The 12,914-nt window shown below is 59.8% G+C and carries 13 protein-coding genes and 3 pseudogenes; 5 read left to right on the top strand and 11 right to left on the bottom strand.

All coding sequences use genetic code 11. The annotated features are described in order from the left end of the window. Positions 1-167 (top strand): annotated as a pseudogene (locus ACODTZ_RS35715) (IS21 family transposase); the annotation flags it as partial. After that, positions 164-826, top strand: a pseudogene (gene istB / locus ACODTZ_RS35710) (IS21-like element helper ATPase IstB); the annotation flags it as partial. The pseudogenes ACODTZ_RS35715 and istB, both read left to right, overlap by 4 nt. Here istB and ACODTZ_RS35705 read toward each other — a convergent pair. The 4 genes from ACODTZ_RS35705 to ACODTZ_RS35690 all read right to left on the bottom strand — a co-directional run bounded on the left by ACODTZ_RS35705 (position 742) and on the right by ACODTZ_RS35690 (position 4,189). Beyond that, on the bottom strand, positions 742-1,161 hold the full coding sequence (locus ACODTZ_RS35705) for a glutathione S-transferase N-terminal domain-containing protein (protein ID WP_489032006.1): 420 nt from the start codon (positions 1,159-1,161) through the stop codon (positions 742-744). The pseudogene istB and the gene ACODTZ_RS35705 sit on opposite strands and share 85 nt — an antisense overlap. A gap of 154 nt (positions 1,162-1,315) precedes the next feature. Further along, on the bottom strand, positions 1,316-2,293 hold the full coding sequence (locus ACODTZ_RS35700) for a malate dehydrogenase (protein ID WP_489032002.1): 978 nt from the start codon (positions 2,291-2,293) through the stop codon (positions 1,316-1,318). A gap of 193 nt (positions 2,294-2,486) precedes the next feature. Continuing rightward, positions 2,487-3,107 carry a DsbA family protein gene (locus tag ACODTZ_RS35695; protein ID WP_489032000.1) on the bottom strand — a complete coding sequence of 207 codons (621 nt, stop codon included), beginning with the start codon at positions 3,105-3,107 and terminating at the stop codon, positions 2,487-2,489. A 62-nt stretch (positions 3,108-3,169) separates the two neighbouring features. Continuing rightward, positions 3,170-4,189 (bottom strand): YeiH family protein, encoded by a 1,020-nt coding sequence (locus ACODTZ_RS35690; RefSeq protein WP_489031998.1) that lies wholly within the window; start codon positions 4,187-4,189, stop codon positions 3,170-3,172. 111 nt (positions 4,190-4,300) lie between these two features. On the opposite strand from ACODTZ_RS35690, the gene ACODTZ_RS35685 reads away from it, so the two are divergent. Then, positions 4,301-5,185 (top strand): LysR family transcriptional regulator, encoded by an 885-nt coding sequence (locus tag ACODTZ_RS35685; RefSeq protein ID WP_489031996.1) that lies wholly within the window; start codon positions 4,301-4,303, stop codon positions 5,183-5,185. 189 nt (positions 5,186-5,374) lie between these two features. Here ACODTZ_RS35685 and ACODTZ_RS35680 read toward each other — a convergent pair whose 3' ends face one another. Then, entirely contained in the window at positions 5,375-6,325 is a 951-nt protein-coding gene (locus ACODTZ_RS35680) for an AraC family transcriptional regulator (protein WP_489031994.1), read from the bottom strand. Between the two features lie 84 nt (positions 6,326-6,409). Between ACODTZ_RS35680 and ACODTZ_RS35675 the strand changes: the two genes are divergently transcribed. Beyond that, positions 6,410-7,351, top strand: coding sequence for an SDR family NAD(P)-dependent oxidoreductase (locus tag ACODTZ_RS35675; protein ID WP_489031992.1), 942 nt, complete (start codon positions 6,410-6,412; stop codon positions 7,349-7,351). Positions 7,352-7,563: 212 nt separating this feature from the next. Here ACODTZ_RS35675 and ACODTZ_RS35670 read toward each other — a convergent pair whose 3' ends face one another. Next, the gene (locus ACODTZ_RS35670) at positions 7,564-8,319 is read right to left on the bottom strand and encodes a transposase (protein WP_489032004.1); all 756 of its coding nucleotides are present in this window, start codon (positions 8,317-8,319) and stop codon (positions 7,564-7,566) included. A gap of 483 nt (positions 8,320-8,802) precedes the next feature. Between ACODTZ_RS35670 and ACODTZ_RS35665 the strand changes: the two are divergent. Then, a pseudogene (locus ACODTZ_RS35665) lies at positions 8,803-8,943 on the top strand (integrase core domain-containing protein); the annotation flags it as partial. Between the two features lie 295 nt (positions 8,944-9,238). Here ACODTZ_RS35665 and ACODTZ_RS35660 read toward each other — a convergent pair. From ACODTZ_RS35660 to ACODTZ_RS35640, 5 genes are all read right to left on the bottom strand, one after another. Next, positions 9,239-9,622: a c-type cytochrome gene (locus ACODTZ_RS35660; protein ID WP_489031990.1), complete on the bottom strand. Its 384-nt coding sequence runs from the start codon at positions 9,620-9,622 to the stop codon at positions 9,239-9,241. Between the two features lie 161 nt (positions 9,623-9,783). Continuing rightward, positions 9,784-10,095, bottom strand: a complete 312-nt coding sequence (gene sorB / locus ACODTZ_RS35655) for a SorB family sulfite dehydrogenase c-type cytochrome subunit (protein ID WP_489031988.1) — start codon at positions 10,093-10,095, stop codon at positions 9,784-9,786. A gap of 12 nt (positions 10,096-10,107) precedes the next feature. Then, positions 10,108-11,325, bottom strand: coding sequence for a SorA family sulfite dehydrogenase catalytic subunit (sorA, locus tag ACODTZ_RS35650; RefSeq protein ID WP_489031986.1), 1,218 nt, complete (start codon positions 11,323-11,325; stop codon positions 10,108-10,110). 76 nt (positions 11,326-11,401) lie between these two features. After that, a complete protein-coding gene (locus tag ACODTZ_RS35645; protein ID WP_489031984.1) occupies positions 11,402-12,205 on the bottom strand; it encodes an anti-sigma factor family protein in 804 nt (267 codons plus the stop codon). Further along, complete coding sequence (locus tag ACODTZ_RS35640; protein ID WP_489031982.1) at positions 12,195-12,710, bottom strand: RNA polymerase sigma factor; 516 nt, start codon at positions 12,708-12,710, stop codon at positions 12,195-12,197. Before ACODTZ_RS35640 ends, ACODTZ_RS35645 begins: the two co-directional genes overlap by 11 nt. Positions 12,711-12,914 lie beyond the last annotated feature (204 nt).

The following is a 12,914-nucleotide window of genomic DNA, read 5'->3' as shown; positions in this document are numbered from 1 at the left end:
CGATCGGCTTCGATGCGGTCAAGCATCTGATCCTGTGCCGGGTCGAGCGCCGGCCGCCGCGACTGGACCTGGCGATCTATCCCTACCTGCCAAGGGCGACGGTCGAGAAGACCTCTGCGAAGGCGTATATGCGCCTCCTGTCGTCGGATGCGGGAGAAGCGGCATGAGCACTGAAGCACCCGATATCCTGCTCGCCCATTATCTCAAAGCTCTGAAGCTGCCGACCTTCCAGCGGGAGTACCAGAAGCTGGCCCGGCTATGTGCCACCGAAGGCGTCGATCACGTCGCCTACCTCTTCCGGCTTGCCGAACGGGAGATGATCGAGCGCGACCGCCGCAAGGTCGAGCGCCGGATCAAGGCGGCCAAATTCCCCGTCGTAAAAAGCCTCGACAGCTTCGACTTCACCGCCATTCCGAAGCTCAACAAGATGCAGGTGCTGGAACTGGCCCGATGCGAATGGATCGAGCGCCGCGAGAACGTCATCGCCCTGGGCCCCAGCGGCACGGGTAAGACGCATGTGGCTCTCGGCCTCGCCCTGGCCGCATGCCAGAAAGGCTTGTCCGTCGGCTTCACGACGGCCGCCGCCCTGGTCAGTGAGATGATGGAGGCGCGTGATGAGCGGCGTCTGCTTCGGTTCCAGAAGCAGATGGCAGCCTATAAGCTGCTCATCATCGACGAGCTGGGCTTTGTGCCGCTGTCGAAGACCGGTGCGGAGTTGCTGTTCGAGCTGATCTCGCAACGCTACGAGCGCGGCGCTACTCTGATCACCAGCAATCTGCCTTTCGATGAATGGACGGAAACCCTGGGGTCCGAGCGTCTAAAAACGCGCGCAGTGATCAACGGGTGCGTGTCGCTGGCGAGAATCTGCGCCAGCGCCCGCACTCTTTGTCTTCCGAGCGCATCCTTCGGCAACAGAGGACGGTCGGGAAACCTCTCCTCCAGATATTCGATGATCGCCAGCGACTGCGTGAGCACCTTGTCACCGTCCACAAGGACTGGCACAGCTCCTGAGGGATTGAGCGCAAGGAACCGAGGATCACCGAGTTCAGAAGCGAGGCGCCCACCTCGAACGTAGATCGGTTCATAGGCTATTTCCTTGAGACTGAGAGCAAGCCTAACCCGGTAAGCCGAGCCCGACTGGAAAAACGTGTAGAGTTTCATGTGTATTCTTCTCCAGCTGACAGTAGGGAGCTGCTAGCATGTTGAATAGCAAAAGCTTCATCACGTCTGCTTGACAGCCCGCCCGGTAATATCGGGAGCGTAAAAGGCAGCGACACAATCCGCGAAGGAGCCAGTTCATAGCCTGCTGGGCGGCTTACTGAAGCGCGTCGCGCTCTTCGATGAGTTCTTCGACGGTGCGTTTCAGCATGTGCTGTTGAAACTCCGAGAGGTCCAGGCCTTCGACAATCCGCCATGTGCCTTCTTCGCAAACGACGGGAAAACCGCAAACCAGGCCTTTGGGCACGCCATACTCGCCAGTCGAATGAACCGCCATGGATGTCCAGCGGCCATCCGTGCCTTTCAGCCAGTCGCGCATCTGATCGATCGCGGCATTGGCGGCAGAGGCAGCCGACGAGGCGCCGCGCGTTTCGATGACGGCTGTTCCGCGGCGGGCGACCTCCGGGATCAGAGTTTCTCGATACCAGACTTCATCGCCAATCGCAGATGGCAGCGACCGACCGTCGACGGAGGCGAAAGTCCAGTCCGCAAACATGGTCGGTGAATGATTGCCCCAGACGACCAGTCGCTCGATCTCGCCAACCAGGCAATTGGCCTTCCGGGCAAGCTGCGTTAGCGCACGATTGTGATCGAGCCTGATCATCGAGCTGACATGGCTCGCCTCGAAATCCGGCGCGTTTCGGATCAGGATCGAGGCGTTCGTGTTGGCTGGATTGCCAACCACAAGCACGCGGGCGCCTCGACCGGCATTCTCGTTGATCGCCCTCCCCTGCGCCTTGAAAATTTCCGCATTCGCCGAAAGCAGGTCGCGTCGTTCCATTCCCTTCGAACGGGGACGTGAGCCGACGAGGAAGGCCGCGTCGATGTCCTTGAACGCAATCGCGGGGTCGTCCGTCATGACGATGTTCGCAAGCAGCGGGAAAGCACAGTCTTCGAGCTCCATGACAACGCCCCGCAGGCTCGCCTGTGCCTGCGGCAGGTCGAGAAGGCGCAATTCGACGCGTTGCGCGTTTCCGTAGAGATCACCGGCGGCGAGTCTGAACAGCAGCGAATAGCAGATCTGTCCGGCCGCACCGGTCACTGCGATTTTTTTGACGTTGTTCGTGTGTGTCATAGTCCAAGCTTTCCTCATAATTTACGGATATGCATGACTTGAGAACCGGCAAGCGCGGAGCTTGCCATCGCCTCTGCAAAAATCTTTGCGGGTTCACGAGCGGGCCACGGCCGACGAACTCACGCAGGGCGGCAACGAAACGATCCGTTGCTGAACGGGGCAAATGGGCGGCGACAAGCGAAACCCACGGCTGTCAGGGCGCTACCTGAGTGGCTGCGTCCATGACAGCATCCTGGATTTCATCGAAGCTCGATCGGGGTACGACAGCTTTGCCATTGACGAAGAAAGTCGGAGTTCCAGTGACGCCGAATTTATTAACGGCCTCCGCGGTCGAAGCCCCGAGTTGATCAAGGTAATCCTGATCAGATACTGCACGGTCGAACGTTGCCTTGTCTATTCCAAGGGAGGCAGCAACTCTTCGCACGGCGGCTTCCGTATCCCCGGCGGCGGCAATCTCGTCTATCCTCGACATGAATCGGGAGACCGTCTCATCGAAACCCAAGGGGGCATCCGCTTTCGCAAGCATGAAGATAACGGCATCGAGCGAATTGCGGACGAAGGGTCGGTAGACGATCTTAAGTTTTCCGCTGTCTGCCAGATTCTTCAGCGCCGGAAGATTTTCCTCATGGAAATCGATGCAATGCGGGCAGGTCGGCGAAGAATACACGATCAGTGTCACCGGAGCCTCCTGCGCACCGATGAAGGTGTCAGCGAAGATCCCGGGATGGCTGACATCGACTGCTGGCGCAGCCATCGTCAGAGTAGGAGGCAGGACCAGGGCTGCGAGGATTATAGCGTACGCTCGAATATTCATGGCACTCTTCTCTTGGATTGCGATTTCTGTTGTGGGCGTGCCGCCTCCTGCGTGCACCAGCATCAGCGAAGCTGCAGAATGTCGATCAGCCCGTAGCTGATCATCGCAAGCGCCAGAAGCGACAAGGTCGCTGCACACATGACTCGGCCACCGGCATGGGCGACGGAGCGGACATTGACCGAGAGCCCGAGCGCCGCCATCGCAGTCACTGTCAGCACGGTGGAAATCGTGGCCATTGGTGCGATAAGCGCTTCCGGGATCAGTCCGAACGAGCGCAATGCCATCAGCCCGAGGAAGCCGACGATGAACCACGGTACGAGCGAATGGTGATGTCCGGTCTTCTTATCCTCGGCCTCGTTTTCGGACTTCACCAAAATGCCCAGGAGCAAGATGACGGGCCCGAGCATCAGAACACGAACCAACTTGACCAATGTGCCCGTTTGAACCGCAAGGATACCGACCGGAGCTGTTGCCGCAAGAACCTGGGGCACCGCGTATACCGAGAGACCCGCCAGCACCCCATACTGCGAGACGCTGAGTCCGGCACTGTAGTAGAGCATGGGAAGCAGGAAAACGGCGAGGACGCCGAGCACTGCAGTGAACGCCAGTGCGGCTGCAATCTCTTCCGAGCCAGCCTCGATGACGGGCGCAACCGCTACGATTGCCGAATTGCCGCAGATTGAGTTGCCGCATGCGATGAGTGTCGCAAGCTTTGGTGGCAAGCCGAGGAGACGAGCGAGCAAGTAGCTTGCACCAATCGATAGGATCACGACTGCGGCGATTCCCGCGATCAATGCGACCCCGGCCCCCTGAATGGCCGAAAGGCTGATGGAGGCACCGAGCAGGACGATCGCTATTTCCAGGAGGATCTTTGCCGAAAAGTGGATGCCAGGACGAACCGAGTTTGGCAGGGGCCAGAAAGTGCAGACCGCAATACCCAGCGCGATAGCCAGAACCAGGCTCTCTATCCATCTTCCGCCAAATAGGGTTGCCTCGAGGTGTTCACCTGCATAGGCGGCGAGTGCAACTGCGCCGCAGAGGGCCAATCCCGGGATAACTGGAGAAATACGCTGGTAGATCATTCTGGACCGCCGATCGGACTGATGTCGATGGCGGAAATGTCTCATCTGCGAATATCGACATCCATCGAATATTATTCTACGTTTCATTCGATCAAATAGAATGATTTAGTCATGACATTCGAGCAGCTTGCTATTTTCATCGCCGTCGCAGAGCGCGAACATCTGACGCAAGCGGCCGAAGCGATCCACCTCACGCCATCGGCCGTCAGCACCGCAATCAAGAACCTCGAAGCCTATCACCGCGTAGAGCTCTTCCATCGTGTCGGTCGACGGATTGAGCTCACCCAGATTGGCAAGACCTTCCTTGCCGAGGCCAAGGCGACGCTGGCTCGCGTTCATGCCGCTGAGTTGATGCTATCCGAACTCGGTGGACTGCGGCGCGGACGGCTGACGCTCTGTGCCAGCCAGACAATCGCCAGTTATTGGCTTCCTCCGGTGCTGATGCGCTTTCGTCGCGACTATCCGGGCATTGAGCTCGATCTTACCATCGGCAATACGCGCACCGTCTCCGATGCGGTTGTCGAGGGACATGCCGAGCTGGGTTTCGTCGAAGGAGAATTGGATTTTTCTGCGCTTTCCTCGACGGTGGTTGCACAGGACGCGCTCATCGTGCTCGTGGCGCCGGATCATCCTTGGGCAGATGGGCGGCCCTTGTCTGTTGAGGACCTTGGCTCCGGTAGCAGCTGGGTGATGCGGGAGGAGGGATCCGGCACCAGGTCCGAGTTCGAACGTGCAATCGAGAAACGGGGCCTGTCGCGAAACGATCTGCAAATCGCGCTGACACTACCCTCGAATGAGGCGGTACTGTCGGCAGTCACGACCGGCCAATGCGCTACAGTGATTTCGAGGGCAGCGGCGAACCTTCATTTGCAGCAAGGATTGCTTGCCCAAGCCGCTTTCGATCTGCCTATCCGTCAATTTCGATTGCTGCGGCACAAGGAACGTCACGCGAGCAAGGCCGCGCTCACACTCCAGGCAATGTGCCGCACTGAGTGATTTGCGTACACGGTAGGCGCAATGGATCTCCTTGACGCAATTGTGCCCGGCGTCCCTACAGTTTACCTGCGACAGAAAAGTGCAATTTTCAAAGCCTGAAACAGCCGCTTAGCTCTGGAAAGAGCCGCGTTGCTTTGTTCCTTTAGGGGGCAGTTACTGCCACAAATTTACCTTCAAACGCATGGCTAGTCATCGTACAGACCCATCCTCCTTCATCGGAAATTCTGGATGGCTGTCGATCCCGCCGTTGGCACGTATCGCCGCGCGACGGGGGCTTGTCCCCATGACCCGGCGGAACGCGGCGCCAAAGGCGCTCTCCGAGGCATAACCAAGGCCTGCCGCGACGCCCGCAACTGTTGCGCCGGGCTGTGCAAGCGCCTGACGGGCCACTGCCATGCGCCAACGAAGTACATAGTCCATGGGCGCGAGTCCAACCGCCTCCCTGAAGCGCTGTGAAAACTGCGAACGCGAAAAGTTCGCGGTTGCCGCCAATTCCTCAAGCCGCCATGGATGCGATGGTTCGGCATGGATTGCACGCAACACGGGGCCGATGCGCGGGTCGGACAATGCCGCGAGCCATCCAGCTGGTGCGTCCTGCGGAAGCGACCGAATGAGTTCGACAAACACTATCTGCATGATCGCTGTGCCGATCGTCGCTGCGCCAGCAGATCCACTGAACTGCTCCTCCTCCAGGCGGTCCAGAAGCCAACCGATGCGAGCGCTGGCAGGATGCGACACGGGTAAAATGACCAGCGGCGGTAGCGCCCGTTCCAACAGATCGGCTGCCTGACCAAGCTGCATTCGGCCCCCGACAATACGTGCAATCGGTCCGTCGCCGACATCGAGCCGGGCAAAGGGGCGGTTTCCGCTTCCAGCGAAGACCTCCGATGCAGGACGTGGATGCGAGAGGTCCGCTCCGATCAGAAAGGGCCGATCAGGCGCCACGAGAAAGCAGTCGCCTTGGGTAAGCCTGTGGCGCCGGCCTTCGACTTCCAACAGGCATTCGCCTTCGCGCAGGACGTTGCACTTCAACGCATTGGTCGGGGGTACATATACCGACCAATGCCCGGTGGCGACGAGCCCGGTCGAAACTGCAACATGCGCCTCGGAGAAGCGAAGGATCTGGGAAAGCGGGTCCATCGGACGATCTCGATATTATTTCGGTTATTCCAGCATGGATTATCCGTCCCGAAAATGTCAAATGCCGGGGAAAGGAGACAGGTCATGCAGCACCCCCTGAATACATCTTACGGTCCCGCCACCACCGCCACCCAGATCGCCGACAATATCGACCTGATCGGAAAGACTGCCGTCGTCACCGGCGGCGCATCTGGCCTCGGGTTGGAAACGGTCCGGGTGTTGGCTTCGCGGGGCGCGAGCGTCATCGTGCCGGCGCGGGACGTTGTCACAGCATCTGCCACGCTTGGCGCTCTCGCCAATGTCCATCCGATGGATCTGCTCGAGCCGGGCTCAATACGCACCTTTGCGGAAACCATCCGGAAAGATGGAATCACCATCGATCTGCTGATTCTGAGCGCCGGCGTCATGGCCACGCCATTGTTTCGCGACGCAGATGGACACGAAGGTCAGTTCGCGACCAACCATCTGGGCCACTTCCGCCTGACCTGTGCGTTGTGGCCAATTCTGAACCCTGGCACCCGTGTGGTCGTCTTGTCCTCGCGTGGGCATCGGATCCCGGGATTCGACCTTACTGACCTCGATTTTGTTCGCCGCCCCTACGACAAGTGGCAGGCTTACGGGCAAGCGAAAACGGCAAACGCCCTCTTTGCTGTGGCTCTGGATCGCCGCGGGGCTCCGGGAGTCCGAGCTTACTCTGTGCATCCCGGGTCGGTCCTTGGTCCATTGGCGAGACATTTGACCGCAGAGGATCTCGCACGATTTGATGCCGTAAATCCCGATGGAACGCCTCGTATCGACCCGGAGCGCGACATGAAGATGCCGCAACAGGGAGCCGCAACGATCTTATGGTGTGCAACGGCGCCTGAGCTTGAAGGTATCGGTGGTGTTTATTGCGAGGATTGCGACGTCGCGCCTATCGAGACCGAGGGCAAGTTCGGCGTTCGCCCCTATGCAATCGATCCCAGCGCTGCAGAAGCCCTGTGGCTTCAGAGCGTTCGAATGACTGGATGGGATATCACGGCCTGACTTGGGGACATGTGAAGCCTCTTGGCCGAATAACCAGGGGGGACGCATTGCACCAAATCTTATGCGATCTTCGCGATGCTGACCGGCCTCTTCCGCAAGCGGTCGGCGACCGCGATAGCTGTCGCCGATGCCGGTTCGGGCTTTGCCGCCTTCTTTGTCCTGCCTAGGCTACCCCTGAAAAGTGATCCTTGACGGAGTGTAGCTTATAAGCCTCAGATGGACATTGAAATGGCCGCGAAACGACACAAGCCAGAAGAGGTCGTTGCGAACTGCCGATGGTGTCGGAAACGGCGCAAGTCGCCTGCTTCAGCCAAGATGGTCAAAGCATTGATCGGTCCTATCCCGGGGATCTTGCACAGGAGCTGATAATCCTGATTGTCTGCCAGCAGCGATTGAGTGATTTGCACAATGCGGTTGCGTTCACAGATCAGGCTTCGACCTTGGCCAATAACGATGCGGAACATGCTGATGGTGACGGCATCGTCGGCTATGGGCCGCGCTACAGACGAGCAAGCTGTTTGATAGATATCATTGATTAATCGTGCTTTTGAGACTTTACAGTCAACGAGAGCCCATGCTTCTTCAACAGTGGTCTCCCGTCCGAGTGAGGTGATGCTGGTGGTTGCCGGGAACCGTTCGATGAGCGCCAGGGACCACTCCGACCGACCATTGCCAGCAAAGTGGGCGATCTCGGGAAAATAGAGTGGCAGGTAACTGCTCACAATACGGTGCCAGGTCTGCGTCTTAGCTTTGGAGATGACTTCGTGTGTCTTCGACAGTTCCTGCAAATAGTTGATGCCGGCTTCAAGCGGATCGGCATACACCGGGGTAGCGCCAATCCGCAGCATGTGCAGGACAATCTGTGCAGCTTTTGGATCGTTCTTGTCCCAACAATTATTCAATGCCTCTCGCGTTCTGGCCAATGCAACTGAAGAAATCAGTCGCAACTGGAAACCTGCCACAAGCAGCTTATGCGCCAGAGTACGGTGATAATTGCCGGTCGCTTCGAAACCGATGACGATCGCTGTGCCATGGAAGCCAGTTCCTCCACCAAGCGATCATAGTCATCCTTGGTCGCCATCACCGTCATGCGACGGCGCCGGCCACCTTCTAGCCGCTCGATAAGGATCTCCTAACGGTGTTTCGACATATCGATCGCTAGCACCACGGCGTTGTGGGAGTAGAAAGATATTTAGTCATGGCTTGTCGCCTCCAAGGTGTTGCCTCGACAACTTCACTTTAGAAACCTGTCGACCGGCCATGACCACCGCCGACGGCGCGCTGCACTACGCATGGCTACGCGCGCCGTCGGCTATGTCAGAGCAAGATTCCCGATGTGCTATGGGCCGGAGTTTATTGCCTAGGCGCTACGGGAGTGGATTACGGCGGCGGGTGCCAAAACGGCTTACATCATGCCAGGCAACCCTTGAGAAAGCAAATATTACGAGTGCTTCAATTCGAAACTCCGTGAAGAATTACTCAGTGGCGAAATCTTCTTAACGTTAACGGTGGCGAAGATCATCTTCGCAGGCTGGCGACAGCACTACAATAAGGTACGGCCTTACTCATCGCTGGGGTATAAGCCACCGTGACCACAGACGACCGTCTGGTTTTGCCGAAACGGGCCAGCGTCAACACCGGCGGTGGCCACCAGACCGGCCTGCGCTAACATTCCAAACTTATCACCCATGGGGGGCAGACCAGCGATCAGCGTCATCTATTTCGCCTCCGTCGATGTCTTTCCCGGATCGGCATGGGTACTGGGCGCGGCCTGCTACGTAGCCTGTTTGCCGGTCGCCCTGGCGCGTACGCAGGCCGCCACTCTTCGAGCTGGCCGCATTCGTAGCTTCATGCCGAATGGCTAAATCGGCATGAAGCACGATAACCTTATTGCGTCTTTTGACCGGCCGCGTCGAACGTCTTCAGATAGGCGATGAGATCGGCGACCTTTGTCGGGTCTTTTAATCCTATGAAGGCCATCTTCGTGCCGGGGACGGCCGCCTTCGGCTTCTGCAGGAACGCCGTGAGGTTCTCCTCAGTCCAGTCCTGGCCCGATGCCTTCATCGCGTCGCTGTAGGCATAGCCTCCATAGGTGCCGGCCTTGCGGCCCACCACGCCGTTCAACACCGGCCCGACAGCGTTCTTGGCGTCGGGGCCGATGCGATGGCAGGCGCGACACTGATTGAAGATCTTCTCGCCGGATGCGGCGTCCTGGGCGTGGGCGAAGGACGCGGCGCCCGTGAAGGCGAGGGCAAGCAGCAGGGATTTCACAGAGTATTCCTTTTGACTCGTTGTGGCTGACTGTGTGCTCCAGACAGCGCTGGCCTCGTTCGCCCGCGCTGCCTGGAGCGTTTCCGGCCGAAGCGGATAGCTTCGGCTTCGGATGATGCTGGAGAAACAATATCCTGGCGGTTCCGGCTTTCCGGACCGTTCTAGTAGGTCTCGGCGAGGTACTCGACGATGGCGGCGGCGTCCTTCTCCTCGATGGGCGCGCCATAGGTCTTGATCATCTTGTGCACCTCTGTCTCCCAGAACGCTTTGCCTTTGCCCGGCGGCTGGTAGTTGATGTAGTCGGCGGAATGACAGGTGCCGCAGTTGTTCTCGGCCGCCTCGTAGCCTTCGCCCGTTCCCGGCTTCAAGGTGGCCGTCTCATCAGGGAGTTCGTAGGTTCTCGGCGCCGCAAGAACGGTTCCGGCAATCGCAATGCAGGTAAGCGTGAGGGTGATGGTCGCAGTCTTTCGCATATCTCTTCCTCCTCAGGCCGCGACGATGCGGGTGCGCTCGACGACATTGCGCATGTAGCCGGACGGGTTCCAGAGCGGATCGACGGGTTGGGACTGGCCGATGCGGTTCACCGCGCGCACCATCAGCGTGTGCTCGCCCTTGCCCAGCTCAAGGCTCGTCGTCCATTCCCGGAAGGAATACTTGCCGAGTTCTTCGCCCAGCATGGCAGCCTGCCAAGAGACGCCGCCATCGCCAGAAACCGCGACCTCGGCGATGCCATAGCCGCTGTCGAACGCTATGCCGCGCAATGCCAGTTTGCCCGCCGTAACCTTCGCGCCGTCTTCAACACTCGTGATGAAGCTGCGCACGTCGAAACGGCTGATCGGAACGGTCGAGGCCGGCGTCGTACCGGGTTCGATACAGGCGCAGGGATTTGCCGGAACCCTGTAGGCCGTGTCCATCCAGAAGCTCTTGAGCGGCGCATCGAGCACGTTGATTTCGTTGAGATGCTTGACCCAGTAGGTGCCGTAGTGGCCGGGCACCACGAGCCTTAGCGGGTAGCCGTTCAGCCAGGGCAGTTCCTCGCCGTTCATCTCGTATGCGAGCATGACGTCGCCGTCGGTGGCGTGGCTTACGCTGAGCGCCTTAACGAAATCCGGCGTTTCGGGCAGAACCGGCCCGTCCAGTCCACCGAAGGAAGCCTGCACCGCGTCGTCCTGCACGCCGGCGGCCTCGAGCACGGCCTTCAGCGGCACGCCCTTCCAGCGGGCATTGCCCATCAGACCATTGCCTGCCTGACCACCGCCGACCCGAGGCTCCTGAAAGCCGCGGCTGTTGCCCGAACATTGGTGAACCGCGATGATCTCGACCGGTTCGAAACGGGACTTCAGCTCTGCAAGCGAAAGGGAAAGGGGCGTTTTCACCTTGCCCTTGATATCCAGGCGGAAGGTTTCGGGATCGATCTCCGTCGGAATGTCACCCAGATGGTAGCGTACGAAGAAGGCATCGTTGGGCGTGATGATGCCCTCGTTGAAAACGGAGAAGGGCGTTTCCAGTTGGGGCGGCCGCGCGGTCAGCCGGATAAGCGGACGTTTGCCGGGATAGGCGACGAGCTCACGCTCGCCGTTGGCGAAGGGGAGGGTCGTCGTGTCGGCGGCGAACGCCGCCAGTCTCGGGCCGCCGACCAGCGCGGCCCCCATGCCGACGGCGGCTCCCCCCATCGATTTCAGCAGTTGGCGTCTTTTGAACATCATGGTCCTCCCAGGAAAACATCTGGGAGCTAAAGACGCAGGCTGTGCCGATTTTATTCCACGGAACTGACAATAATCAGGAGAGGCATGTCTGGCCGATGCTGTCCGTGGCCTGAAGGGCGACGCGAATGTCCGGTGTGATCTCGCCATCGCGCCGCGTCATCTCGGCGACGAGGCGCGCGAGGTGATCCAGGCGCAGGCCATCCATGCTGCGGCTGATCATGGCGTAGCTAACCCCATCGCTCGTCCAGGCCCGCACCTTCAGCCCATCTCCGTCGCGGGAAACGGGCATCGTGTCCGCGCCCGTCCCGGATGTGCCGATCCACAGACCGAGCCTGCAGCCGTGGGGGCCGACGAAGCCCGCGAAGACGCCCCGGCTGGCCATCGCCGCTTCAGGAGGGGAAATGTAGGCGAGCCGGAGGCTTGCTTCGGAAAGATCCGGCAGCGTCCAGCGATCCGCCTCCGCCTTGACCACCACGAGATGGTCTGGAGGCAGGATCTTGCCGCCGGAAAGCCAGTCGCGCGCGGCGATCGTCGCGTGATCGTCGCTCGCTGTTCCGGCAGGCCCTATAGGCATGCTCTGCCAGGACCAGACGCCTAGGCCGACCGCAAGCAGGATGGTCGCCGCCAGCAGCGCCAGGCGGGGTTGGAGCGTGGATGGGCGGGCGTTCGCAATCCTGCCTGCCGGTGCGTTCGCTTTCGAGGCCGCACGCAGGGTTGTCAGCGTAGCGATGCGCGCGGCGATCGCCGGATCGCTGGCAGCGGAAGAGGCGACCGTCGCCGCGGCCGTCGGCGCCAGCTCGCCATCGACATAGGCGTTGAGCACCTCCCAGGTCAAAGCGTCTGGCGATACGGCGCAAAGCGTGGCGTCATTCTTCATGGCGTTTCTTCGCCTCATTCGCAGGAGCGCCATTGCGCTCGATGTTTTCCAGAAGAGCGAGCCGCGCGCGGCTCAGCCTGCTCATCACCGTACCGATGGGCACGCCGAGAATCTCGGCCGCCTCGGCATAGCGGTATCCCGCCAGGTCTATCAAGGTCACGACTTCTCGATGCACGGGATCGATGCGCTCCATTGCCTGGCGCACGGTGAGCTCCGCGATCAACTGGTCGTCGTAGCGCCAGCTGTTTTCGAGGGCGTCGGCCGGCAGTTCGGCGACCTTTCCCTTGGTCCGGCGGAAATCGTCGATCCACGCATTGCGGATGATCTTGAAGAGCCAGGAGCGCATCGCGCCTTGCTCCGCCGGCGAGGCCAAACTTGCCAATGCCCGTACCGCGCATGTCTGCGTCAGATCCGACGCGGCTTCCGGGTCGCCAGTCAGGCGCATGGCGTAAGCCTCCAGCGAACGCCAATTCCTGTGTAGGCTCTGCTCGATCAGATTGCGCACGACCTTTCCCGTAGCAGGCCAGCGTTCCACGGACAGCCGGCGGTGGTTCTTGGCGAGATTCTGGTCACCTTCATGCAGCGAGACCCTGTTGAGGACGACCGCAGTAGGTCACGGCGCTAACCCGTTAGCAAGAGGTAAATATTTATGCAATGTGAATAGCCCCGAGATTTGTAGACACCTTCTTTCCTAATTTTGAGGCAAGAA

It is taken from the genome of Rhizobium sp. FG113 (genome assembly GCF_057809895.1).
Note: the sequence above shows the minus strand (reverse complement) of the source record. Positions and strands in the feature narration are given on the sequence as shown.

What these genes read in the sequence shown, in the direction of transcription:
- sorB (WP_489031988.1), bottom strand. Translation starts at nt 10,095, where the DNA reads ATGCGAAAGACTGCGACCATCACCCTCACGCTTACCTGCATTGCGATT.
- ACODTZ_RS35700 (WP_489032002.1), bottom strand. Translation starts at nt 2,293, where the DNA reads ATGACACACACGAACAACGTCAAAAAAATCGCAGTGACCGGTGCGGCC.
- ACODTZ_RS35675 (WP_489031992.1), top strand. Translation starts at nt 6,410, where the DNA reads ATGCAGCACCCCCTGAATACATCTTACGGTCCCGCCACCACCGCCACC.
- ACODTZ_RS35685 (WP_489031996.1), top strand. Translation starts at nt 4,301, where the DNA reads ATGACATTCGAGCAGCTTGCTATTTTCATCGCCGTCGCAGAGCGCGAA.
- sorA (WP_489031986.1), bottom strand. Translation starts at nt 11,325, where the DNA reads ATGTTCAAAAGACGCCAACTGCTGAAATCGATGGGGGGAGCCGCCGTC.
- ACODTZ_RS35645 (WP_489031984.1), bottom strand. Translation starts at nt 12,205, where the DNA reads ATGAAGAATGACGCCACGCTTTGCGCCGTATCGCCAGACGCTTTGACC.
- ACODTZ_RS35680 (WP_489031994.1), bottom strand. Translation starts at nt 6,325, where the DNA reads ATGGACCCGCTTTCCCAGATCCTTCGCTTCTCCGAGGCGCATGTTGCA.
- ACODTZ_RS35690 (WP_489031998.1), bottom strand. Translation starts at nt 4,189, where the DNA reads ATGATCTACCAGCGTATTTCTCCAGTTATCCCGGGATTGGCCCTCTGC.
- ACODTZ_RS35705 (WP_489032006.1), bottom strand. Translation starts at nt 1,161, where the DNA reads ATGAAACTCTACACGTTTTTCCAGTCGGGCTCGGCTTACCGGGTTAGG.
- ACODTZ_RS35695 (WP_489032000.1), bottom strand. Translation starts at nt 3,107, where the DNA reads ATGAATATTCGAGCGTACGCTATAATCCTCGCAGCCCTGGTCCTGCCT.